Source organism: Ekhidna sp., from assembly GCF_039940915.1.
GTDB lineage: Bacteria > Bacteroidota > Bacteroidia > Cytophagales > Cyclobacteriaceae > Ekhidna.
In genome coordinates this window covers 1,163,828-1,190,823 of record NZ_JBDVFO010000001.1, presented here as the reverse complement: position 1 = coordinate 1,190,823, position 26,996 = coordinate 1,163,828, and the positions used below count along the sequence as shown (strand labels likewise).

Below are 26,996 nucleotides of genomic sequence, written 5' to 3'. Positions count from 1 at the left end.
GGCAACTTGCGCCGCCCCTCCCCATAGGTGATTAGGGTTTAATCTTTAACAATCACTCTGAAACTTACCACATTGTCTTGCGGGCTTTCGCGATCGTAGAACCTCAGGATGTATATCCCTTCCTCAAATCCTTCAACATCTATTCTTAATTGTCCGTCAAAGCCATCACGTAGATCTGTGGACCATTTGCTGTTTCCTGAAAGATCTACAAGCTCTGCAGTGACATCTCCTGATTTTAAGTGACGATATCTAATATTGAGATACGAGCTAGATGGGTTAGGATATATCTCCAAATCCTTGAAGTATTCTAAAATAACCCCTAGGACTTTTTCAATTGAAATCTCAATTCCGTCTGCAGTGGCAAACGCTTGCAATTTAAAATCGGTATCACTCACGCCCGCTTCACCAACTTCGAACTGAACGAAGGAAGAGTCATCTATCGGAATTCCCGGATACTCAACAAAGAAGCGATAGGTTCCTTGTGGCAAGAATCCAAACTGGAATTCTCCATTGTCATCTGTTTCGCCATAAGCTATCAGTTCAAACTCATCATCGTTTTGACCTGTACGTCCACCTGATCGTTTTCTTCTGAGTCCACATTTTCTCTTAGCTGCTCTTCTTCTGGCATCTATTCTTCCAGAACCGTCCTCAAAGTCCTCCTCAATTAAAACACCAAGCGTACCTTCTCCATCGGCAGCTGTAAGTTCCGGTGGCACTTCAGTCATCGTAAGTGCTATCACATCATCACTTCTAAAGAATAACGTGTCAGCCTCTGTCCATTCGAATACATCTCCAAAATATGTCGGGATGTATAATTCCAGATCAGACTCGACAAAAATGATGTAGTCACCAAGTACTACATCCGGGAAAGTGAATGTTGATGCATTGACATTTTCCAACGTTTCCAACACGCTAAATCCTGTAGCGGTTCGTGTTGTCTCCAGCATATATCCATTGAGCGGAGCTGTAAGTGGATTTCCACTTCCATCCGCAACAGACACTTGCATATCAGCGATTGCCAATACGTCCTGAGGATCTACGTCTATGGTAAGCCCCGGCACCAGCGCATTCGTCACTTCCGTTCGGAAAGTACCCATATTGTCATAATCAATTGCAAGAATGACTCCAGTAGCATCCGTGATCAAATAGTCGGCATTTGAGCTTATTGCTACATCATTTCGATACCATGTATACACATTGGAAGTTCCGCCGGTTGTAATTGAGATCGAATAATCGTTGGTATATCTCACCTCTATTTGACCTCCAGTAGATTCATTGTACTGTATGCTTGCCTGATTCGAGTAATCCACGGTTGCAATACCTGCAACGGGTTCTAAATCATCAAACTCGAGGTTGTTTCCACTGACATTCAAGCTTGTAATGGCCGTTCCGGAATAATCCATCAATCCAGAGATCTGATTGTTAGATGCATTCATCTCCAACATGTTTGAAAGGCCTCCATTTGTCAGGGCATTGCCTGTGAATGGATTCGGCATGTTACCAGCCGCACTTGTACCGCTTATATTCACCACTTCTACCCTGGTTCTACTTAAATCCAATGTTATGCCATCCCAGTCTCTCAGTCTTGCTGATGCCCAGTTAAGACCTTGTGGTGCGATTGCATTGCTAATCTGAACAAGTGCAAGCGAATCCGCTTCCGTTTCCGGATCAATAATTGTCTGCACCTGTGTAGTATTTGAGTTGGCAGAAACCTCTAGAGAAGTATTCACCAACCTTACTCTATAATAGTATTGACTTGAGAAGTCCAAGTTGCTAACAACAACACTTGTCGCGACCGTCTGGAAACCTTGGAAACCACTGATAAAGGTTGAAAAATCAGCCTGATCGGACACATCAATTTGATAGGTCTGAACATCTAACCCTTCACTCCATCTTGCTGTAAAACCTGTTGAGGTTACATCTATCGGAGCAAGTGTCAGTACTGTTTGACTAATGATCAATTCATCGCTGGAAGCATCCGTCGCTGTATTCCCTGAAGCGTCCGTCGCTGTGGCAACCACATCGTAGGTGCCATCCGCCAGGCTCGTGATTGTTCCTGCAACCAATGCCCAGGTTCCATCCCCGTTGTTTGTCGCCGCATAATTGGCCCCATCAACCGCTATATCAATGGTTGCTGTTACGTCATCTATCGTTCCTGTTAATTGCGGACTGGTAATGGAAGTGCCAAAACCATCAATTGTAATGACAGGAGCTGTCTGATCGATGGTCACTGTCCCTGTTGACGAGATGGTTTGATTGCCAAGCGAATCAGCAACATCAAGGTATATGGTATAAGCACCATCTCCTATAAAATTGGGGTCTGTACTTAAATCATATGTCCAGGTACCATCCCCATTATTCGTTGCTCCAGTCAAGGTTGTTCCTCCATCTACAGACAATTGAATAGCATCCGAAGGATCACTAATGGTACCACTCAGGTTTGTATCATTGACAGTCTGAGCGTCCTGGTTAAGCGTGATAGCAGGACCCGTGCCATCGTATATTATCGAGAATGGTAATGCAACTGCATTTTGATTGCCTGCCAAATCTTGCGCAATATTGTCTGCGATATTGACCGTTACTGTTCCATCGATCGTTGGTAAAATATCAAAAGTGAAGTTTTGTCCATCAACATCTACGAAGTTTTGTGCAGTTCCATTTACAACATTTAAATCTGTAATATCAAAGCCTGTAACCACTTCCCCAAAATCAACAGAGATTGGTATTGGGTTTATGTTTGTCGCAATGGTTTCGGTACTGGAAATGACTGGAGTTGGTGAAGTAACATCACTCGCTTGTATCGTAAATGACTGCCCATCTACAAACCCTCCATTAACCTTGTTCTTTGGATCTGCTAAGCCAAAGCTTTCTAAAGGATCTGGAGTGGATAATGTAACATTGAAAGAATTGCCGTTAGTGGCAGCACCATCTATATCAACAAGCACGTAGTAATAGTGTGTATCACCATCTAAAATATCTCCAGACAAAGTCCAACCGACCTGACCAGGTCCAGCATCCCCAAGATTTGTTGCACCAATTTCTGAGGCTGTTGTAGGATCTCCAACATCAACATTTACACTTTCAAACAGTCTCCAGCTATTGCCAGAAAAGTCTGCTCCTACAGCGTCACCACTTAAGTCAAAACCAAAACCTTGCTTTGTAAGGTTACCACCTGAAGCAGCAATGCTAAACTTATAAATCAAATTGTTAGTTGTTCCAGTCGTAACATTTCCTCCTGTAACATTTATCGTGGTAAATGTTGCGTCAGGGATTACCTGCATCATTGCTCCAGAAGCCACCCAATCAGCAGCATCCATGCTCTGCAAAAAGCCTGAGATATTGCTGTCAGAATAATCCGCTAGCTCAAACTCACTTGAATGATCAAATCGGTAGTAAGCCATTAGGTTTGCCTCATTGCCAATAAGCGTGTTATACAAATTGGTTTGAATTTCTCCTTGACTCAGACTTCTGCTCCAAACTCTCACCTCATCCAGCTGACCTTGAAAAAATTCCGTATCAAACGCCTGACCGATTCTTAAATCTCCTACTCCTGTAAATGGTGAAATGGATGCGTCACTTATCGTAAGCGCCTCTCCATCCAAATAGAGCGCAACTTCATTTCCAACATTTGTCGGATCATAAACGGCTGCAACGTGATGCCAATCTGCATCAGTAATCGTTTCAACGGATGATACCCCATCACCGAAGAAGTCGAGTGATAGCTGATCCCCAGCACGGAATCCGAAATGTAGGTATTCATTGGTGTTTGTTGGCGTGGTTCCATTGGAAATTATCCAATCCGAGCTTCCGGTTGTCGCTCTAGACACCCATGCTTCCAATGTAAATGGACTTGAGAAATCATGAACATCTCCAACGTTTACATGATCATCCACACCATCAAAGTCAAGTGCATTACCAGGTGCTGTTATGTTTCCAGCATAGCGAGCTACTGACTCAGCATTGCCTCCGGATCCTACGGCTACCACTCTCCACCAGAATGCTGTCTCAGGGCTCAACGGCCCACTGTTGAAAGACACAGCATCTACACCCAACGATCCACCAAATGGTGTCCAGCTGGCATTGTCTGTCGATTGCTCAATGATGTAATCCGTCTCATCCGTGGCATTGTCTGTCCAGCTCAAGTTGATGGATCCATCCGGATCTTCTGTGAAGCTAATGTCAGTTGCGGCAAGTGGAACTGAGCCACCATTGATGGTAATGTTAGCGCCCGGTGCCAGACCTCCGTCTATTTTATTTGCATCTCCAAATCCAAAATTGTCTTCGATCGGTTGATCAATGTTGAAAGTCACTGCATTAGCAGTCGCTCTGATATCCGCAGTTACGTAGAAATAAACTGTTTGTCCTACCGTATAAGTTTGGTTAAACAGCAACCCTATTGAATTCCTAGGTATTGGATCTCCAGGGCTCCAGGAGCTGGTGCCAAGCAATGTAGCAGACCCAAAATCATCCGTTCCAATATTCTGATAAAAATCAAATGCTGTGTTTGCAAAATCGAGGGAGTCTGCTCCATTTGGGGTTAAAAAGAAGCCTTCGCTATAAGCATCAGTCACACTGACCGTAGCACTTGCTTTGTATATAAGTACATCCATGTCACCTGGGTTGACATTCGCATCTCCGGTTGGCAGTGTGGCCAAGGAGACATCCGACCTTAGAATGTCGACATCTGCATTTACATCATCGATAAAGATCGGGTTTGCACCGGCATTGAAAACAATTCTTACTGCTCCTGTATATGATGGATCAAAGTTAGAGGTAAAATCAAGCGTAAACTCCTGATAGGTTGGGTTGGGATTTATGCTTCCCATATTTACCCCGTAAGTAACCCCGCCATCGTTGGAGGCTAATACATCATATGTCCCTCCTGTGCTTTCTCCTTTGTACCAGAAACCAAATGTTGTGGCTTGATCAAGTGGTGGCGTTTGAATGTAGTTACCACCTGCTGGCTCTACCCTTGCTGCATTGCCTGTTCCCCCTCTTGCATCAATATCTCCTGATTCCAATACTCCCACACCATCCCAGGTACCTGGTTCAAACAAGAATGGTCCGGAGGAAGCTGTGCCCGGAAGTGGCTCATCTGTAAAATCTTCAAAAAATGTTGAGCCAGGGATTGGAGTACTTAATGAAGGTCCTTCCACCCAATCAGTATTTTCGTCCATATTAGTCAACGTACCGTCTGGTCCACCAACCAAATCCGCAACCGTCGTACTTCCAGTGCCATCAGACATTGGATAATATGCTACTAAACCTCCTTCACTTCCAAAAAGAGTATTGTTCATATTATTTTGAATCTCTGTTTGCGATCGTGCGTGATCCCAAAGTCTAACTTCATCTATCTGCCCATCCCATTGATTCCCATTATCAGGTCGTCTTCCAATAGTAAGCCCGTTCACATCCATCACCGTATTAAGTGCAGCAGTATTTGAAGCTTCCAAATTTCCATCTAAGTACAGATTGATATCCGAGCCATCATAAGTCACCGCCGCGTGGTACCATTGATCTTGAACCAGATCAGTAACTCCAGCAACATCGTTGTTAAAACCGAAGAAGTATAGCTTGCCAGGTGCATTTGAAGTGGTTATTAGTCCGAACATTTGATCATTTGCACCGGTACCGTACTGAACGATTCCATGATCTGTGTCCGAAGTAACATCGACATTTGACTTGAACCAGAACTCAAGTGTTCTTGGCGCTGATCCGATAGGGAATCCTATAGGAGAAGACACTTGTACGTGATCATCTAATCCATCAAAATCGAGGGCGTAGTTTGAAATCATTAGCGCATCTCCTGAGATGAACCAGTTATTGGGAGCATTTGTAAGCACATCTCTTCCGCTTTGTCCAGACGAAGAATATGTAAGACCAACCGCCGTAAGAAGAACACTTGATTGTAGACTCTGTCCTGACCAGCCGTTTAGCGTATTGTCATAGCTGGCTACAGTCAATCCAGTATTATCTAACATCCCGGACATATTAGTGGCATTGCTTACATCCCACGATCCTAAATCCTGATCGAATGCAGCAGCATTTTCAAACATTCCAGCGAAGTTGGTAATGGTAGAAAAATTCCAGCTACTCAAGTCTGCATTGAATAAGGTCGTATTTCTAAACATTCTGAGTACTGTTGTTACCCCAGATAAATCCGGAGAATCACTTGCATTATATGTCAAATTGGAACACCCGTTAAAGGCATCCACCATACTTTCCCATGCATTATCTCCCCATTGTTCAATTGTTAAAATCTTGTCTTTATCTCCGGTATCTCCGAATTGGATGGCTGGGAATGTGCCACTTATCGCTATCTCATAGGTACTTCCATTTTCAAGACCTGTCAGTACGGCATTACCCGTTTGAGCGGAGAGTGATCCTTCCGCAGTTCCTGGATTTGTCACATTGGTCCAGCTTACATCATAGTTGTAAGTCAGTCCGTTATTCCTTGGAATAGTAATCTGTCCATCAGAAGTAGACCAGGTAGTAATGAATGCATTCGAAGCACCTCCTGTAGTTGTAAAATTCACAGGATTATTAGTATCTGCTCCAGAATTGTATGCCTCAAATGTTGGAGGCCCATTTACTTCCAGAACTGCAATTGTGTAATCTGTTCCAGGATTTAGACCCAAAACAGTAGCAGAATTTCCATATCCATTGTAAACAGCGTACCAGGCTCCATCCACAATATCTCCACCGCCGAAATTAGAATCAGCATGAAAATATTGATTATCTGAAGGAATTGGCATTTCTGTTTCAATGCCTTCAAACATTGCTACAATTCTCCTTCGCCCATCACCGTTTGTCCAGGTGATATCCACTGAATTATCCAGGATGGTTGATGGAGTAATATTGGTTGCTTGAAGTGTTGAAGCCACAGCTCCTGCATGATCAAATGCATTAGAAGAGATAAAGTTGGAAGTCGGTCCATTGAGCGTAAATCCTACCAAAGCTCCATCCAGAGAACCTCCAGATTGAGCAAAGACTGCCGCGTCTCCTGTGTTGTCATTTGCTGCATCACCTTGATTCATAGTATAGTGAAGAACAAGGTTTCCTAAATCTGGATGCACAGACAAGTCATCTGTATACATATGGTTCCTGATTTCACCTTCTGAAATCACACCATTCCAAATTCTCACTTCGTCAATTGATCCATTAAATAGTGCTCCTGTTCCTGTTCCATTCAGATAACCTCCTCCCAAGCGATCAAACGCCATATCTGTACGGTAGGAAGAGCTTGTTGCTATTACATCCAAGACACCATCCACATAAATTCTAACCACATCCCCTACATGGTCATGCGATACTGCTATGTGGTGCCATAAACCGTCATTCACTATTGCCGTTCCGTCTATTTGATCAAAGTCCAACGCCGAACCCTGCCAATGAGCATATCTCACTCTTCCATCGTGGATCCCAAAGCCTCCTCGGGTATTGTTGTTATGATCTCCAATTACAGTAAGAGCTGGATTACCAGGGTAAACAGCTGTATTAGCTGTGGAAGATGTATTAATCCATGCTTCATAAGTCAGTCCGGCTGCAAGTGTTGTTCTAGATATATTCACAAAATCGTCATCGCCGGCAAAGTTCAAGGCATTTTGCTGTGGTGCATTTGCCAGGGCCCCCGAAGGGACCCAATTAGGGGCAATGTTTGCGCCTGAAGGTCCATTCCAGGTTCCATCATTGTTCGCAAACACATCCTGCAGGATACTACCAGTGCCTTCATCAAACTTGTAGTAAGCTAACATATCCGTGTAGTTCGGATGTGAACTTATATCAGTCGTGTTTCCATAAGCAGATATATCTCCTGCGGCAAGCTCTGCATTCCAAATTCTTAACTCGTCGACCTGTCCCTGGAATGGGCTTGTAAGATCATTTCTAATACCTATAAAGAGATTCTCTGTATTTTGAATGGTACCACTAAGGTTATCGTTGGCTACCGAATTTGTCAACAAGACTCCATCAAGATAGAAGCTAACTCCTGCCGCAGAATTGCTGCCATCATAAGTCACAACCAGATGGCTCCATTGTGCTAGAGGTATCGTTTCAACTGTTGAAACAACAATCTCATTGCTTGCGCCACCATCATTGAATAACTGGAATGACGGTATCTGAGAATTAATAGTGATTCTATACCCACGTGTTGGTCCTGAAGCTATTTTTGAGAAGAGCGTATATGTTCCAGAAGCAGGCGTGTTCACCCACGCTTCTATTGAAAATGGATCATCAAACTCTAAATTGAGTGATTCGCTATGTGGCACCGACATGTAATCATCCGTTCCATCAAAATCCATAGCCGATCCAGGATCTGTGTCTCCCAAGATTGGGTATGAACTCGGCGGATTCAATGTAGCGGTCGAAACCTCTCCTTGTGGAACTTGATAGGCAAAAATTGAATCATTCGTAACATCTGAATTCAATAAACCGGACAGCCTTTCCCAACCACCTACAGCAGCATTATCTGTTGCATCTGTTCGATACACAATCCTACGATCTGGATCATAACTTCCTCCGTTATTGTAATCCATTCGGAGTTCTACTTTTTGACCTCCAGGCGCGAATACACCGAAATATTTTCCTTGATCTAAATTGTTGAAACCATTGGCCTGGAGTTGATTTGGATCACCAGCAACTAAATACCCATGAATTCCACCCGTTGCATCCTGATAATGTACGTTGATGTCTTCGCCAAACTGAGCGGTGTTTAGCACTCCAGGTGTGCCGTCATATGCATAAATGCTTCCGCTTCCCTGTGGTGCACCTGAAATTATCGGCGTTGCTCCTGTTACTGTTCCATCACCATCGCCAGCAAGGTTAGCTGCTGTGGCTCCACTGTTTTCATCAAATCGGTAGTAGGCAACGAGGTGATTGAGGCTATCGGAGTTGCCATCCAATTTCCCGATCATGTTGTCGCGAATATTGGTTTCAGGCAATGCTATATTCCAAATACGCACTTCGTCTAGCTGTCCATTTAATGGAATAAGTCCCGCATCAATGCCTAATTCCAAATCTGCAACTGTATTGCTCATTGCGGTATAGGTAATGTCGCTAGGAGTTGATGGAATAGTTACTCCATTCAGATAAATAGTAATCCCCGTAGCTAATGATGAGCCGTCATAGGTAAAGGCAATATGATTCCACTCATTTGTGTTTAAGGTCAGTGCACTTGTTTGCGCTTCTAGCTGCCCTCCATTCCCTTCGTCATAGAACAACACTTCGATCTCATTTAGAGATGTTATTGACAAGCGATATTCCCTATTTACGCCATTTTGACGTTTTGATATAATTGCCTGGTTGGCATTCAATGCATTCAAATTAACCCAAGCCTCTGCCGTGAATGGCTGATCGGAAGTAGCTATTCCAAAACTTAATTCATCACTATCAGGAATGGAAACTTGATTAGCAACGCCATCAAAACTCATCGCGTATCCTGCATCCGGCGGAGTAGGATACGGGTTCTGATCAATGGCTGTTGTGAATTGACCACTTCCGTTTTGACCGAAGGCATACAGTTCATTGTCATCAATGTTCGTCCCTATTGGTCCACTGATGCTTGTCCAGGTTGGATCAGCTCCATCGGCTCTGTAGAGGATGCGCCTGTCGGAAGTTAGATTTCCGATACTGTCGCGTACATCATACGTTTGCCCAGGCGCAAATACTCCATAATAATTTGGCCGATCAATGTTGTCAAATCCAGAAACGATAGTGTTAGCCGGTGTCTGATCGATGCGGTAGACATGCAGCGGGAGGTTGGCAATTCCCAGGTTATCAACTCTAAAGTCATCCAAACCTCTTCCTGAACCAATAGGATAGGTGTATTCGTAGAAGCTAAAGTCACCCAGATGTGCTCCTGAAGCTACGTATGCGGCTCCTCCGTTGATAGTTCCGTTGTGAGCTCCTTTGAAATCCAGCAGGTTTAATACATCACCTGAATCATCCATGCGATAATAGGCCATCAAGTTGGCATACGAAGGGTGTGAGTCGGTAACTTTTTGAGCTAGGTATTCACGCAAAGAACTTTCTGGCATTGCAAAGTCCCATATTCTAAATTCGTCAATTTGTCCATCCCAATACTCACTTGCAGTTGCGATGTTTACATTTTCAGATAGTATGAAATCTACTCCTGACAGACTTGATGAGGTTGTTGCCGGAATAACTCCCGGTCCACTAAATGTCAATGTCTGTTGAACTCCATTTACAAAAACCCGAAGCTTTTGATCATCGGTAGGCTGTGTTCCGTCAAATACCATTGCAAAATGAAACCATTCTCCAGCTGAAACAACCGTTGAATAATCAAAGGCAGCATGTCCATCCACTCCATTTTCCACATAGGTATATAACATACCATCTTCAAATGTCCTGGCTCTAATCATATTAGAGCCATCAAAAATTTTCGCGAACATCCCTCCGCGGACGTCTAGTACATCCTGTAAAAACCACCCTTCAACGGTAAACTGAGAAACACCGTTTAGTTGTGAAATATCTCCCAAATTGACATCATCATCTAATCCATCAAAAATCAATGCCTCACCAGCACCTTCTGCTACTGGATACGGTTCAACAAAAAAGATTGGAGCAGAAAATTCGGATGTACCATTAAGATCCTCCACAATAGCAGTATAGTGCTGTCCGGATGGGAAAGCACCGCTTACTGTTGCAGAATTGCTAGCGACTGTACCCGTCCCTAGCAAGGTTAATGCTTGATCATTGTTACACCCATCATCTGCCAGCCATACTCTTACAGTACTGCCATCTGCTGCTGTAACATCAACGTTTGCTTCAGAAGTGGTCATGCTCTGTATCACTGGTGTATTTGTAAGTGGTGCAGAACCGTACCCAATAGCTGCATTTTGATTACAACTAAAAATGTTATTCCCTAATGCTGTGTTTGATGAGTTATTGCCATCAAACAGGATTCCGTAAACCACATTTTCTGAAATGATATTTTGAACGGATGTTCCGATATTGACATTAATTGCCGCAGGATTTATGCGTATACCAGATCCGGCATTCCCCAATGCTGAAGAACCATCAGATTGTAGGCCGATGTAGTTTCCTTCAATGTCGAATGTGTTTCCTGCTTGAATGATTATTCCATGATCTCCATTACCGGAAATGATATTTAAATCACTCGGTGAAGCTCCTCCAATTGTGACTGCTGAAACTGTCCCCAAAATATTAATACCTCCCAGCGCGTTGGGAATAGCGCCATCTGCCGCCTCATTTGTACCAATTTTATTACCTGCAATGGTTACGTCCGAAAGGCCTGTACCTCCTCCAGAACCAAAAAGATTGAGTCCGTATCTATTTGCAGGAGCACCAGAGATTACGTTTCCTTCGCCTGTAAAAAAGTCACCTCCGATAATTAGGTAATCAATTTCTCCTGTCGTGGAAATACCATGATCTCCATTGGCAGAAGCTGCAATTCCATCCAGGGTTCCAATTCTATTTCCTCGGATAATTGCGCTATCTCCGTCCACGATGTATATCGCATTACCGCCAGCATTATTATGGAAGATATTTCCTTTCCCAGAAGCTCCAATAATTGCATAGTCGGCTGCATCAGATGCGAGGTATACATTTCCGTTTGTCGCATTTCCATTAAACGCCGTTAAGATTAAACCATAGACTTCTACATCTGCTGCATTTATGTTAATTCCATTGGTATTCCCAAGTCCTGATCCATTGATTTGAACCATGGCGTTAGGATCTCCAAAGACCCAACCTGGCTGTGTAAATCCATCAATGATGGTACCGGCAGCTGTTATTTGCGGCAGAGCAGATCCAAGGTTGATTACCCATGGAGCGGTCTCGCCAATGCTGAAGTTTATGGTAGTTCCTGGGTTCACATTGGCAAAGTCGATCGCGTCTCTTAGTGAACCTACTCCTGTGTCATTGGTGTTGGTAACTACCCCGTCAGCCAGTGTAGATGGATTGAATGATGGAGTTCCACTTATCGAACCATCATTTGTATTTACCGTTCTGTCTGTTACTGTGCTTCCTCCGTTTTCATCAAAGGGATAGTAAAGAACCAGATTCACTTCATTCCCTTGCTGCATGGCAAACCGGTCAGAAAAATCAGATTTTGCATTATCCCAGATTTTTAATTCATCCAGTTCACCACTGAAAAGGTTTGTTCCACTATTCGTTCTTCCAATGTACTCCGGGAGCCCAGAATCATTCGGAATTATTGACAATGAACCTGATGTAGTAAGTGCCAACCCATTTTCATAAAAAGTTGCGCTAGAGCCATTGAAAGCTACTGCTATATGCGTCCACTGGCTTGTTGCAATTGACTCAGAGCTATTAACTGTTTCAGCCCCAACGCCATCACCAATTGAAAACGTTAGTTGGTTTGACGAGTTAATAGCAAATTGAAATCCGTCGAATCCATCATAGCTGGTGTAAATGGTTTGATTTGCTCCACCAGCAGTATTGATCCAAGCCTCGATTGTAATGCTTGAATATGATTCTGGAGTATTGAAAGAAATGTAATCAAGAGAGCCATCAAAACTCAATGCTTGTCCTGGGAAAGGGAAAGTTGAACCAAATTCTGTGGCCGAATAACTTGATGCATTTTCTGTGCCGTTCGTAGGCTGAACACGATAATAGAAGCGTTGATCTACTCCAGCATTATCTACAAAAGATTGAATGTCTGCTGGCAGTCCGTTTCCAACTACAGTTGGAGCACTGAACAGCGGATCTGTATCTCGCTCTACGTTGTATCCAGTTTCATCTGTCGCATTGTCCAACCATTCTAAAGTAATAGCTGTGGTAGAAGTAGCATAGGCGATTAGGTTTGTAGGAGCAGCTGGAGGGGTCAATGAGGCTGTTGACGAAACATAAGTAGGGCCACCGACAAATGTTCCATCATTCGTATTCCTAGATCTATCAACAGTATTTGATCCCGCTCCTTCGTCTAATGGGTAATATGCAACGAGTCCTGCAGGATAGCCCGCATTTGAAAGATCCAACGAAGTATTTCTATCGGAATAGTCAATTTTTACGAAATCCCAGATTTTTAACTCATCGATTTGTCCATCAAAATTAAAAGAGGCTCCCGAGTTTAACGATCCAATTTCTACAGGAGAATTTGTGTTTTCCATCGCAGTGTAAGAACCGGACGAGCCAGGAGTTTGAGTTTGTAAAACACCATTCACATACGTATTGATTCCTGCCGCCGTAGAACTCCCATCGTAAGTAAATGCAATGTGATACCACTCACCTGTATTGAATCCTATGACAGGACTTTCTCCAAACAAAAATCCACTAGAAGACTGATCTGCTAAAGTCACAGAAACTCTTCCATCACTACTAATAACTAGGTGCCATTCGTTTTCGCCTGAGCGTTTTGATACAATAGATCGGGAGGTGATCTGATCTAAGTAAATCCAGGCCTCCACGGACATGGGTGAGTCTGTTGTCCCATTTCCAAAACTCAAGGCATCATTGTCAGCCACACTTACATATTGTCCTGTTCCATCAAAATCTAATGCCTGTCCCGGGAATACTTCTGTCGTGGCAAACTCTACCGAGGATTGACTTGTTGCATCTTCAAAACCATTGGTTGGGAAAACCATGTAGTATTTTGATGAAACCGGTGTATGCGTAAGAGAGGTAACATCAGCTCCAATGTTTGCAACAGTATTGATACCTGATGAGAACGCATAGTCATCGGCCTCCAAAATCTGATAGCCTGTTTCGTTAGTTGCATTATCCGTCCACTCAAAAGTAATCTCAGTAGGGGAACTGTTGTAAACTACGAAATTCGTTGGTGGTAGCGGTGGTTCGTTGATTCCTAAGGTGAAGAATTGACCATTGGCAATGTTTACAGCATTAAACTCTACAATGCCCCCAGCATAACTATCAGCTGTAAGCTCAATTGCGCCAGTTGAAAAATCAGCATCGGTATCAAGAAGTAATTTGAAGTTTCCCGGATTATAGGTGACTGGATGTCCTTCCCCATTCAAGTCAAATCTTAAGGTTACGTTGCCTACATCACTATTGGCTTCACTTGCTCTCCATACTCGCTGGATACGAGAATCAATACCTGACGGAACATTTGCAATATCTCTAGCTCCGAATGCTACATCCGAGCCATTGTCTCCCCATACCAAATAGGCCAGATCGTTTGCAAAGGCATTGGCATTGGCCTGGTTTGAAGCTGCGAAAGTTCCTAAGGCAATGCTAAGCACCCCATCAGCACTCATTGACTGTTTTTGATCTAGAGTCGTTTGATCATCTCGTCCAATACCAGCAATGCTTTGATTGAATGTGGCATTTGCCGTTCCATCCCAGACAGGATTGCCATCTGAAGCGACGTAGTTTGTGGCAGCTGTTTGATCAATTGAAATACCGTATTTAATAGCTAGGTAAGTTTCGATTCGCTGGCGCTCTGGAGCGGTCAGCGTTCCCGAATACATAATCATTTCTGCAATGTTTCCATCCCATGGTTCTGAAGCACTTGGGCTAATGGCACCAATTGTCAGATTTGTCAGCCCCCCTGTGATTGGAGCTCCATTTGTAATTAATTGATTGCCGTTTATGAAACCAGTAAAGTCTGTGCTGGTATATTCCGTTGTGGATATATAATTTGTTGTAGCAGTAAGGTTAAAGTATCCGCCTACCCCGTTACTTCCAGCGAAGTAGTTAAAATTGTTTCCTGACCTGTCATCAAGTCCTATTGTTCTATGAAAATTGCCATTATCATGGCCAAATAGTTTTCTATAAGGGTTATTTGCATCCTGATCACTATTGAATACAATGATGGTAGTAAGATCAGGTGAACCTGTCGGGCTAATATCCAATGCCGAGGTAAAGAAATCATCTGTTCCATCAAATGAAATCGCTGGATTGTAGTTGATGGCAACATCCGTTAGTGCTGGCTGATTTGTTGCAGTTCCTTGTGTCCCGTGACGCAATCCTCCAGCCTGATCATCCCACTGAGAAACTTGTGTTGTTCCTGTAACGCCTTGATCGGCTTTAAGCCAAAGACTCAAGTTGGCTGATACAGCACCTGGTGCTGGTCCAGCAAGTGTTGTCACATCAAATTGAGAATTTAATGCCTGGACATTAGGTCCTCCTTCATCATCCTGAGCAACGATGTAAAGATCATAGTCTGTTGCTGCAGATAACCCTGTAGCATTTAGTGTAAAATCTGTCAATGCGGTGGAAACAATTATGTTTCCTGCGTCCAATTGTCCGGTACCGCCAAAACCTGTTCCAGCACGTACATCATCCACATTTGGTGCTGTTGCACCATCTGGAACAATCACATAAAAGTATTGGCCTTGCTCATTTAGTTGAACCGTAATATCAAATCCAGTTTCACCAATGTTATCAATGAGGGGATAGCCGGATACAAAGAATGGAGCTAATACATCTGTAGCAAAAACTGTTGAGGCGCCCCAGATAGGTCCTGCAGTTGTGCCATCAGCTACACCATTGTTGTTGTCATTGAGTGTTGCATTATTTGCATTGGATGTTCGATCAGAAAGTGCCGTTCCAAGTGCTAGGTTAAAATCGTAATAGGCTTCTAAATTGAGTTCACTTCCTGATAACTCAGTAGTAATCGCTGCTTGAATATCAGCATGTGATTTTGCCTCCGACCAAATTCTTACCTCGTCCATCTCCATCGCTTCACCAGTAGTCACTCCACCAACCCCAACTTCTGTCTGATTGCCATTGTCACCCAACACCAAGGATGCATTACTATTGAAAATGGAAGGCATCACGTTGGTCGTATTTTCACCAATCAATTCTCCATTGACATATATTCTTATAAATGTTGAAGGCTCATAGGTAGCCGCTATGTGATACCACCTTCCTGTTTGGAAAGTATATGGTGACTGCACTGCCGAAAAGTTGGTGCCTTCAGCAGCCGTTGTTCCATCCGTAGAAACAGCAAATACAACATCTGAAGTATTTGAAAACTGCAGCAAGTAGGATCGCTGCTCTGGAGCAGCATCGGGATTCCATTTCGTGATTAATGGATGTTCCTCATCGATGGCGGTATTCAAAAATACCCAGGTCTCCAAGGTGAGGGCTCCGGTGATATCAATGCTGGCTGCATCCGGTGCTTCCACATAGTCGTCTACCCCATCAAAAGACAAGGTGTTTTGAAGGTCAATGGTAACGTTTCCGGAGACACTCCCTTCATTTTCTGCCTCATCAATTGCGTAAATATCTACTGTATATGGTACATCGCCACCAAAATTGGGATCTACTGCCATATTATAGCCCCAAGTGCCGTCTCCATTGTTTGTTGCTTGCGTACGCGTGGTACCCCCATCCAAAGAGACCTCAATTACCGCAAAGTTATCATCATGCGTTCCTCCGATGAATGTTGTTCCAATCGTCTGAAGATCTTGCGCAAAACCGATCGTAGGTGCTACTGCGTCAACAGGATCAAGTATCGATCCACCGGATGCCCAGTTTCCCGTTGCGCCCGCCAAATTCATAGCCGCGTCAAGGGTTCCGTTCCTTCCTGCAACCAAGTCTGTTAGTGTAGAACCGGCAGCATCGTTAAAATCGTAATAGGCAACCAAACCATTTTGGGTTCCACTAATTTCTTCATCCATCAATGCACTTATTTGTGCGCCGCTTCTGACATAGTTCCAAATGCGAACCTCATCCAAAAGACCTCTATGGTTATTGGTGCTAGAACCTGTTCCTTCCATCGCACCAATTTTTAAATCAAGGTTATCCCCGGTATAAATCACATCGTTTGCTCCAAGGGCTCCGTTCGTTGCTACTTCCACTCCATCCAGATATAGGCGCATGGTAGTTCCGTCGTATGTTGCCGCAATGTGATACCAGGTGTCTGGAGTTAAGCTAACCGGGTGTTGCACCACTTCGGTATCGGAAGAGCTATACTGCCCCAAGGCGATGGCAAGTCCTCCTCCTAAATCACCATACAATAGTGTGAACCCGTTTCTATTCAGGCCTCCATCTGAGATGAGCGTACCTTTTGAAACGAATGCGTATGAGTCACTTCCAACAGGAAGTACCGGAATGTTTACCCATGCTTCAACGGTGTAATTCTGATTCTCGAAAGCCGCATTTGTTGGTACTCTAACAAAATCGTCTGCTCCATCAAAACTCAATACGGAATTGTCAACTAAGCTGAGCTGATTGGCGCTTTGCGTGGTTGACATCACGTTCCCCACAGCATCATATACTGAGGTAGCAAAAGGTACTACTTCTACGACTTCCGATCCATCGGGAGACCCATTGATGGTAATGTCAAACTCAACATTTCTAGAGCTTAAAACATTGAGAGAATTCTTCGTAATAGTTGCGGTTCCACCAGTTACTGTAATGTCAAAATCATTCACATCGACTGGAGTACTACCATCAGCCGCGCCAAAAACATCTTCTTCGAATTCAACATAAATGAGGTTTCTACCAGATGACAAAATGGTCGCAGCTATAAGAGGCGGATCGACATCATAAGTGATGTTAAATGTTGGTGAAGAATTATTGCCATTGCCAGTCAAATCCGTAAGGGTAAACGAAAATACATCTACAGAAACAAGACCTCCGGCAGAGGGGGCGACATCTGCTGTAAATACGATATTGTCTGCAGTATTCAGATTGCTCGGAGTTCCATTTATGACCTGAATATCAGCAAGGTCAAACCCAGCCACTTCTTCAGTAAAAGTGATGGTAATCGGGATTGGGTTTGCGGCCGTTGGATCAGATTCGGTAGATGAAATGGTTACGTCCGGGTTAGTTGTGTCAAGAGGTCCTGCAGCAGCGATTCCGTGTGTGGCAGCAATCCAATCATTCTGAATATTCATATTGGTCAGAAGACCCGGGTTACCCCCCTTTAAATCACTAACGTTCCCATTGTTTGGTCCATTAGAAAAATCATAATAAGCCACAAGACCAGGTTCAGGCCCATTCAACTCAACGTCTTTAAATGCCGCGATTTGAGACGCTGAACGCACAGTATTCCAGATTCTTACTTCATCCAAACTTCCGTTCAAGTGTTGTGATCCTGCTGGTGCTCCTGCAGCCATGACAAAATCACTTGTTTGAGCATTTACCGTATAGGTAAATGCGGGACCCACTGCAACACCATCTAAATACAATTGACTGCCATTAACCACTCCACTATTAAAGCTAAAAGCAACATGATGCCAGGTATCATCCGTAATACTTACTCCAGAACTATTATAGAATGAGGCATTCCAATCGTAAACACCAAAATTTGCGTTAAGATCAGAACGAACAAACATGCCATAAGCAAGTTGTTTCACAGCTATTCCTGACCAGTCCACGGCAGTGGCTGATGACGCATTCACCCAAGCTTCAATCGTGCCTTGATTTAGTTGTTTTGCTACACCGTTATCAGTCGTTAAGTAGTCGTCTGTACCATCAAAGCTTAGTGCATAGTTATTTTCCTGAATTGGAGCTCCGGCTACATAATTGATGCTTCCTGCTACAAGTGATCCATTTTGAAAAAGGTTGACAAAAGCATCATCATCAAGGTCATTTTCAAATCTTAGATACACATCTAAGCTTGCTTCATTACCTATCAACTGCTGGTTATAATCTCCACCAATTGTCGCTCCGTCTCTTGGTATGCTCCAGATTCTTACCTCATCGATGTACATATCATCGCCTTCGGTTCCATCCCCTCTTCGACCAATTCTTATAGGTCCAGTGTTGACAAAACCCGCTGGTTCTGCCTGCGTAGCTGCAGGTATCGTGTTACCATCAACAAATATTTGGCACTCTTGACCCGTTGCGGAAGGATCATATACTACCGCTACATGGTGCCAGACACCCGGTGTAATTATTCCTGAGGCAGTAAGAGCTTGTACAGAACTACCACCATTTCCAAACCAAGCGGTCACACTGCCATCGCCATTTACATAAGCATCCATTGGGGCGGCTATTGAGGTACTGGTCTGGTTAACTAATGAAGTGACTTGAGTAATAGATGGAAGATATATCCATTGTTCGACCGTAAAGCCTGGTCCGGTAGCCAGGTTATAAGTAACATTCACTTCATTCCCTGCTCCTGATAAATCCAGGGCTTGATTTTGGGCAGAAGAAGAAAGTGTCGCAATCAGGAATGAGAAAACTAAGGCAAGCTTTCCAATGGTGCTTTGACGCATGTTGTTGACTTTAGGTGGTAGTATTTTAAATAATGGCCAATTTAGCCTGTTTCGAAATGCTTTGAAATACCAAAAATGTGGTAATTGGGCATTTTTCCGAATACTAAAATAAATCGTCTCCTTTCATTTCTTTTTTAACAAATTGTTATTTCGACCAACGATCTCCCTGTTACCATGAACACGCTATTTTAGGTATTGATATGCACTATCTTTATCCTCTGATAGGAAAGCCGATTTTTGAATGTCCAAAAGCATTGCTTTCTTCGTACTAAAATCACTACCACGAAATGAGTCCCTCATGGGACTAATTCCTGTGAAAATCAAAAGATTACACACATGAAACTTCTTCAAACAGCTTTATTACTAGCAATTTGTACTTCCGCTTTTTCTCAATATGCATTTGATGACAAAAAAGCCGAAAAGCTTTATTACAAGCTTGATGATGCCTACCTGGATTATGACTACTCAACCATTCTGGATGAGGAAGAGAAGATCAAGGAGGTTTTCCTGAGTAAGGAAGATACTGTAGCTGCAAATATGTACTCCTACCTTGCTGAAGCCTATGATTATGAGCTATCGGAATATCAAACAGCACTGGATTTTTACAGTCTGGAGTTGGAATTGAGAAGGAAAATTGAGCCTGAAGGTGACCATAAGGATTTGCTTTACAATATGGCCACTCTGCAGCAAGAATTAGGGTATTACAAAGAAGCCGAGCAGTTTCTTACGACGATTCGTGCTTCTGACGCCACGGCTTATGGGAAAAATAGCGCCGAATATTTTGACTCTTCTAGGGCGTTGATCGAGTTGTACTTACAAACCGAACAAGTTGAAAAAGGGCTCGATATCTCCAAGGAGATTCAGAAGGAAGTCGCAAAAAATAGCGTTGAAGAGGCCGTTTCCTATAAGTGGATTGGCGATTCGTATGCCATTGAAGGATCTTTTAAAAAATCAGAAAAGAACCTCTTACGAGGAATTAAAACATTTGAAGAGAATGGTCTGGAAGCCACTTTCGAATATGCTGCAACGCTCAACAGTCTGGGCGTGCTGTACATGGAAAAAGGTAAACTGCCGGAGGCCGAGGAAATTTTGCAGGAAGCACTTGACGTAGTAAACAGAATGCAAGGTGACAATGAAGATGCCGTCGCTGGTGTTGAGAATAACCTGGCGTTGGTTTATTTCAATCTGGGCGATTATGAACGAACGATTGCGCTGCAGCGTAAAATTCTCGAACAAGACAAAAACTACTTTGGAGAAGACTCCTTTACCTATGGATTGGATCTTTTAAACCTTGGATTGACCTTGCTATATGATGAGCAATATGCTGAGTCTGAGCAACTTCATTCAAGAGCACTTGAGGTTTTCGAGGAGAGCGCTGGCAAAGAAAGCATCGACTATGGCAGAGTGGAGAATAATCTGACCAGGCTGTATACAAAAAAAGGAAACATAGATGAGGCGATCGCATACGGTCAGAAAGCCATAAAGACATATGAAGGATCGCTTGGGAAGGATCACCCAGAAACAGCGTTCCCTTATTTCAACCTAGCCAATGCACACCTGGGGTATGAAGAAGTAGATAAGGCCATTCCACTCGCAGAAAGAGCGTATGAAATCAGGAAGAAAGCGCTGGGAAATACCCACCCATACTTCGCACGAAGCGCAAATCAGCTGGCGATCTTAAGCTGGAAACAAGGAAAAACGAAAGAGGCACTGGGGTACTACAGAGAAACTTTTGACAATTACTTCAACCAAATAAATACCCTCTTCCCAGTTCTAACGGAAGAAGAAAAGGCCACCTTTTACTATACAAATCTACGACCGGCATTTGAGCAGTATGTTTCTTTTATCGAAGAGACGTCAAGCGAGGACAAGGAATTACTTGGTGAGATATATGATTATCAATTGTCTCTGAAAGGCCTGATCATGTATGCCACATCGAAAGTTCGGGAGAGCATCCTGGCAAGTGGTGATGCTATCCTCATTGAAAAATTTGAGGCATGGATTAGTCAAAAAGAGCAACTGGCCAAGCTTTTCAGTGCCACTGATCTTGACATAAATGTGAGAAATAATCGCATTGATTCGCTGACAAATTCTTCTGACAAGCTTGAAGAAGAGCTGAGCAAATCTTCTCAGGCCTTTGGTGAAAACTTTGCCAACAAATCTGTTTCGTGGGTGGACATTAAAAACAAGCTTAAGCCAGGAGAAGCAGCTGTAGAAATCGTGAGGTATCGAGATTTTACAACAGATTCTGCAGGAGTCTTTACAGATGAAGTTCACTATGCAGCAATGATCGTGCGCCACGATACTGAAGACCATCCAGAAATGGTCGTCTTGCGAAACGGGGCAAAAATGGAGCAGAAGTTTTTGGCCAATTATCGAAATGCAATCAAATACAAAATTTCCGAGAACTACAGTTATAAGTTGTTTTGGGAACCTATCGCGCGTAAACTCAACGGCATAAATAAGATATACTTTGCTCCGGATGGTGTGTATAATCAGATCAGTATTTATACCCTGCAAAACCCTCAATCGAAAGATTACCTATTGAATGAGATCGATCTTGCATTGGTAACGAATACAAAAGATATTTTGAAAGACAGTGACACATTTGATGCTGGTGGAAGAAGTGTATTTTTTGGATATCCTCAATACAGCATGGGCTCAGATTTAAGTGGGGATAATGCTGAAGACAGGGGGGTCAGAGGGGTTCGTGGTGCCGACCGTGGCATGCGAAGTGGCTCAAGTAAAGATGAACTTTCAAGAGGAGCTTCGATTCCCAGGGGTGTCAGAGGAAATCTTGTTCGCTACATGAGGTCTTTCAATGGGCTAGGCATGCTTCCCGGCACGAAAAAAGAAGTGGAACTCATTGATAGTTTGTATAACAAAAATGATCGACTAAGAGATACGTACTTTCTAAATGATGCACTGGAAAGCACCGTGAAGGCGGTTAAAAGCCCGAACATATTGCACATTGCAACTCATGGTTTTTTCTTGGAACACGATACAGAAGAGCAATCAACAGATTCATATGTTCAGAACCCTTTGCTACGATCAGGTTTGATCCTAGCAGGTGCCAATAACTTCATATCATCCGGTGAGATTGTTTCTGAATCCAATGGAGATGATGGAATTCTTACGGCTTATGAAGCGATGAATATGAACCTGGACCAAACGGATGTAGTGGTGCTTTCGGCCTGTGAGACAGGACTAGGAGAAATTAAAAATGGTGAAGGTGTTTATGGACTTCAACGTGCTTTTCAGATCGCTGGTGCAGATGCTGTCATCATGTCTATGTGGACTGTGGATGATGATGCCACACAAGAGTTGATGACAACATTCTACAATGAATGGCTATCACATGGAGATAAGCAGCTTGCATTCAACACTGCTCAGAAAAAGCTGAGAGAGAAATATAAAAAGCCTTATTACTGGGGAGCTTTTGTAATGATTGGCGAGTAATCCTCGGCTCAGAAAATAGACTGAAAAAGGAAGGCTATCGCTTTCCTTTTTTCTTTTCCCATCTTTCCAGATCAAGCACTAGAATCCCTCGTCCTTTACCTGCCGGATCTTCCGCATGGGCATAGTGGAAAGCCATGTACTTGCCATCATCACTAACCACTGGATTTGAGGCCTTGTATTCGGGATTATCATTGAAAAAAGTCACACGCTCCACTTCTCCTGATTCATCCAGATCCAACTTATAGATATCCAGCGTCAGGAATTCCTTCATTCCTTTGTACTTGGGGCGGTGTCTATTGCTTTCAATCATTATGCTCAAGCCATCGGGAGTGGTTCCTTCTGCCTCGTCATACGTGGATTCGCTTTTGGAGTAGTTCACAAATGCTTTCTTCTCCATGTCATAGCCAAAGACCTCAGCCTGGAATCCAAATTGTCCCCCAAAGGCGTAAAAGATCAACTCATTTTCATTTTTTGGTCTAAAATTTTGGGTTTCCAGATCCCATCCTTTTCCTGGAGATGGTAGTTCCGAAGATTGGAAGAGCGGTTTCCAGTTGTCCAGTTTGGGTTTTCCGTTTTCATAAGCAATTTCTCCCGTGTAAATAGTGGATCCAAGCGCCCATGCAATGTTCATCTTGGTTCGGGATACCGCAGGTCCTTCCTTGCAATGAACTCCCAGAGGGGTTGGTTTCGATTGCAAATCGCTCTTCAATACCCACAGTTCTGTGTTTCTGGCATCTCGGCTTTTCCAAGGATCATCGGAATTGAAGTTTTTAGCACCCGAAAGCAGGATGTCACCATTGGAGAGATACAATGCGCGAACAAAACCCTCATGAAAGAAGTGATGCGTCATGGGGCGAATTTTTCCTGAAGAAACTTCCACTTCGAATACATCTCCAAAGGTCTTCTCTATAAATAAAATTCGTTCACCATCGGGTGACCAGTCTGCACGCTGGCCGAAGTAAGTGACCTGCTTGATGTAATCAGGAAGATCATCAATCGGTGACGTGCCTGTTTGGCCAATGGCAGAAGTTGACGCTGCAACTAAAAGAATCAAAAAGAGGTATATATGCTTCATATAATAAGGGTGATTTAGCTCAAAGATAAAATGAAACTGCTCTCCACATTAGTTCTACTGATAATAGCCGCTGGATGTTCGGAAAAACGACCAGCTCCACTGCAAAAACTATCGGCCTCCATTGAATGGTTTAACGACGCTTATGTTGCGGGAGACACCGCAACATTGGCTCGTATGATCACCGAAAATTACGTGCACACCAACAGCTCCTGGAAGTCTTTTGGGAAAGAAAAGTGGATGTCATACATGCGTTCTAGAAAGGAAAAATTAGTCGAAGGCAAGCTAGTAGTCAGTGATTACACAATGGATCAATATGCTGTTGAATTACACGAGAATACGGCTATTGTCACCGCACGCATCAGCAGCCGCGGAGTAGAAGATGGAGTTGAGTTCAATAAAGTATTTCGCGTGACCAATCTATGGGTATACAATGGAAGCGATTGGCAAAGAGCTGCGTTTCATGACACTGCGATTAAATAAAAAGGCCAACTATTTCGAGTTGGCCTTTTTAGAATTTCGTTTTATTCGTTAGTTACCTCCACTGTTTAGTGGAGCTATCTGCGCACCTTCTGGCATCACAAATAAACTTTCATCAGGCGCTTCGGTAGAAAGTGTTATGTTTTGGAAGATGGTAGCCTCTCCACGTGCTTCTCCAACGGTTTCTCCGTCGTATTGAAACCACTGAATGGAAGTAGGAAGAACTATACCATTGAATTCTGACCAATCTCCGTACTTGATCAGCTTGAATTGATCTGTGGGCTCACCGCTACGGTATGTCACGGTATACATGAGCCATTCCATTTTACCTGTTTCCTGATCGTACCAAATGATGTAATTATCATCCGGAGCATCTCCAATGCCCGCATTGTAAGACACTTTGATGCCATTGTAGGTCTTGCCATCAAGCTCTTTCGGCTCAACATCTTCATAATAAGCCCCCGGATCGCCTACCACAAAAGGCATGGCATAAAAATAGAAAAACAAGTTGTGATAAAACCTTGCTCTACCTACATCTACCGTATCAGGGGTAACCCAAACCTCACTTCCATCAAAACCAATGGTCTGCTTCGGAGATTCAAGTCTTATTTTTCTGTTTTGTAGGTTGGTAACGGTAGACTCTTCGCCTTTCAGGTAGGAAAGAGATTTGAAGGTCGACCATTGCTCATATCCTCCGTGGGCATCAAACACTTTTGCCAATGACGCAGAGTGATGCGAAGGTGCTTCATAAGCAGGAGCAGATTCCTCTGCAGTTTCTTGTTTTGTTGCTGGCTGGCACGCAATTGCTAGTACCAGTATTCCCAGTAAGGTGAGGTTTTTCATTTGATTCTAATTTTCCACGAAAGTATCTCAGAATTGTGGAGATACACTTTCACATCGCGACGAATCATCTGAAACGTAAGGAAGGATACAAAACCAGCTGGTTGCACGAGGGATTCACGAGACCATCAGGACAACTAAAACATCACTAAGGTTAGGGCAAGGCAATCTGTATTAGGTTTGCAATTGAATACCACTTAAATGAAAAAGCTATCTCACCTACTTTTCTTCATTTCTCTAGTAGCACTGTCCCTAACCTATTCGTGCAAGTCAGATGATGCAAGCCCCAACGCAAGCATAGAAATCCTGTCAGGCAATAATCAAAGTGGGATACAGGGAGAATACCTTAGTGAGCCCGTAGTAATTAAAGTCATTTCAAAACTTCCATACGATCAGCTGGCACTACGAGGCGCCGCAATAGGAGCGGGCTCAGTAGTAGCAGACAATTACGATGCGGATGCGCGTGCTTTTATTCTGGATGAAAACTATGAGGCTCGCGTTTATTTTTCGCTTAAATGTGAAGCAGGACCTCAAACATTCAATATCGCTATCAGAGACTTATCCTGTCCTCTCGAGCAGATGTGTCCCATAGTCGCAAGTGTTGAAGCCAATGCAATTGTAGAAAAAAGCAATTCCTCTTGGAAGCGATTGTGCGGTTTCCCAGGGGGAAGAAAAATTAAAGAATATGATGGGATGCTATATACCTTCAATGCTCCATTCCCTAGAGAAAGTGCTTCAGAATTTTTAAAATCAACCGACTATAAACGTTGGAATAGAACAGCAGCGCTTAGTGATCGAATCATTGATTTTGACATTCTCAGTGATGGAACATTTGTTTTAATAACCAATACTGAAATTCTTTTTGGTACAGATGGGGTCAATTGGGAAGCAAAGGTAAATGGCTTGCCAGAAGCCGATGAATTTAAGTTTCCTACGCAATTGCTTGCGGAAGATTCAGTAGTGTATGTCAATTACACAGAAACGGATTTTAATTACAGCTCAAACTGGTACCGATCTCGCGATAAAGGGAATAATTGGGAAGCTTTGACAACACCTCTTGCCGATTATCCTTTACTAAGGGCAGGCAACGGTGACCTGTTTGGTTTGGACACGGAGTTCACAGATTCTATTTATCGCTCAAGTGACTCGGGAAATACATGGGAGTCACTCAAATTCGCTGGAACCATTGAGGGCAGGATTCAGGAAATTCATGCGGATGCCAATAGCAACTTGTTGATAGTAGCTGCGCAAACCGGCTTCCTCTCGAGCGGTACAACTACCAAATTATATCGTTTAAATGTTTCTAATCTGCAGCTTACCGAAGAAGATACCCCGGTAGAAATCGGATATATATCAAGGTTGTATATCTATGATGGCATTCCATATCTGCTAAGTGGTCAGGATTTTTACAAAAAAACCGGTTCTTGGGAGTTTATTAAAGGTCCAGAACCAAACTACCCGTCCATTGAAGGTCTTTTCTTTCCAAGCGGATTCGACTACATCTATGTAAAACAAGATGACCAATACATCCTTTCCTCATACTTCGCCAATACCTACCATAATTTCATAGATTAAGCCGTTCAAGAGAATTTTTCTTCGCCCTTTTGAAACATTAAAACTACAATTAAGGTATAAGGTATTTATTATTACTACATTTGAGGTAAATATCAAGAAAATGGGAAAACATCAATTAGGAGAATTTGAAGAAGTGGTGATGCTTACGGTAGCCATCCTTACCGAGGATGCTTATGGGTTTGCCATCATCGAAGAGATGGAGCAACGCCTAAACAGAAAAGTGAGCATCGGCGCACTTCAAACGGTCCTTCGAAGACTTGAAAAGAAAGGATACCTACACTCGGAAATGGGAGAAGCTACCAAAGTACGTGGTGGTAAGCGAAAGCGCTTTTTTCACCTGACTTCTGCTGGCAAAAACATTCTGCAAGAAACCAAAGAACAGCGACTGGGACTATGGAATGCTGTACCTGAGTTTGTAGTGAAATTCAGTCACTAAT

General features: G+C 43.3%; 7 protein-coding genes. 4 read left to right on the top strand and 3 right to left on the bottom strand.

Going from position 1 to position 26,996, the window contains the following annotated elements; genetic code table 11:
• Positions 1 to 38: 38 nt before the first annotated feature.
• Complete coding sequence (locus ABJF57_RS05265; RefSeq protein WP_462230494.1) at positions 39 to 19,133, bottom strand: LamG-like jellyroll fold domain-containing protein; 19,095 nt, start codon at positions 19,131 to 19,133, stop codon at positions 39 to 41.
• Positions 19,134 to 19,469: 336 nt separating this feature from the next.
• Here ABJF57_RS05265 and ABJF57_RS05260 point away from each other — a divergent pair, with 336 nt between their 5' ends.
• Positions 19,470 to 22,592, top strand: coding sequence for a CHAT domain-containing protein (locus ABJF57_RS05260; RefSeq protein WP_462230496.1), 3,123 nt, complete (start codon positions 19,470 to 19,472; stop codon positions 22,590 to 22,592).
• A gap of 34 nt (positions 22,593 to 22,626) precedes the next feature.
• Here ABJF57_RS05260 and ABJF57_RS05255 read toward each other — a convergent pair whose 3' ends face one another.
• Positions 22,627 to 23,667 carry a TolB-like translocation protein gene (locus tag ABJF57_RS05255; protein ID WP_462230498.1) on the bottom strand — a complete coding sequence of 347 codons (1,041 nt, stop codon included), beginning with the start codon at positions 23,665 to 23,667 and terminating at the stop codon, positions 22,627 to 22,629.
• Positions 23,668 to 23,697: 30 nt separating this feature from the next.
• Here ABJF57_RS05255 and ABJF57_RS05250 point away from each other — a divergent pair, with 30 nt between their 5' ends.
• A complete protein-coding gene (locus ABJF57_RS05250; protein ID WP_462230500.1) occupies positions 23,698 to 24,147 on the top strand; it encodes a nuclear transport factor 2 family protein in 450 nt (149 codons plus the stop codon).
• A 48-nt stretch (positions 24,148 to 24,195) separates the two neighbouring features.
• On the opposite strand, the gene ABJF57_RS05245 is transcribed toward ABJF57_RS05250, so the two are convergent.
• Positions 24,196 to 24,987, bottom strand: coding sequence for a DUF6503 family protein (locus tag ABJF57_RS05245; RefSeq protein WP_462230502.1), 792 nt, complete (start codon positions 24,985 to 24,987; stop codon positions 24,196 to 24,198).
• A gap of 198 nt (positions 24,988 to 25,185) precedes the next feature.
• Between ABJF57_RS05245 and ABJF57_RS05240 the strand changes: the two genes are divergently transcribed.
• Together ABJF57_RS05240 and ABJF57_RS05235 are read left to right on the top strand one after the other, a co-directional pair.
• Positions 25,186 to 26,559: a WD40/YVTN/BNR-like repeat-containing protein gene (locus ABJF57_RS05240; protein ID WP_462230504.1), complete on the top strand. Its 1,374-nt coding sequence runs from the start codon at positions 25,186 to 25,188 to the stop codon at positions 26,557 to 26,559.
• A 100-nt stretch (positions 26,560 to 26,659) separates the two neighbouring features.
• Entirely contained in the window at positions 26,660 to 26,995 is a 336-nt protein-coding gene (locus tag ABJF57_RS05235; RefSeq protein ID WP_462230506.1) for a PadR family transcriptional regulator, read from the top strand.
• The last annotated feature ends 1 nt before the right edge of the window (position 26,996 follow it).

What these genes read in the sequence shown, in the direction of transcription:
- ABJF57_RS05265 (WP_462230494.1), bottom strand. Translation starts at nt 19,133, where the DNA reads ATGCGTCAAAGCACCATTGGAAAGCTTGCCTTAGTTTTCTCATTCCTG.
- ABJF57_RS05260 (WP_462230496.1), top strand. Translation starts at nt 19,470, where the DNA reads ATGAAACTTCTTCAAACAGCTTTATTACTAGCAATTTGTACTTCCGCT.
- ABJF57_RS05255 (WP_462230498.1), bottom strand. Translation starts at nt 23,667, where the DNA reads ATGAAGCATATATACCTCTTTTTGATTCTTTTAGTTGCAGCGTCAACT.
- ABJF57_RS05250 (WP_462230500.1), top strand. Translation starts at nt 23,698, where the DNA reads ATGAAACTGCTCTCCACATTAGTTCTACTGATAATAGCCGCTGGATGT.
- ABJF57_RS05245 (WP_462230502.1), bottom strand. Translation starts at nt 24,987, where the DNA reads ATGAAAAACCTCACCTTACTGGGAATACTGGTACTAGCAATTGCGTGC.
- ABJF57_RS05240 (WP_462230504.1), top strand. Translation starts at nt 25,186, where the DNA reads ATGAAAAAGCTATCTCACCTACTTTTCTTCATTTCTCTAGTAGCACTG.
- ABJF57_RS05235 (WP_462230506.1), top strand. Translation starts at nt 26,660, where the DNA reads ATGGGAAAACATCAATTAGGAGAATTTGAAGAAGTGGTGATGCTTACG.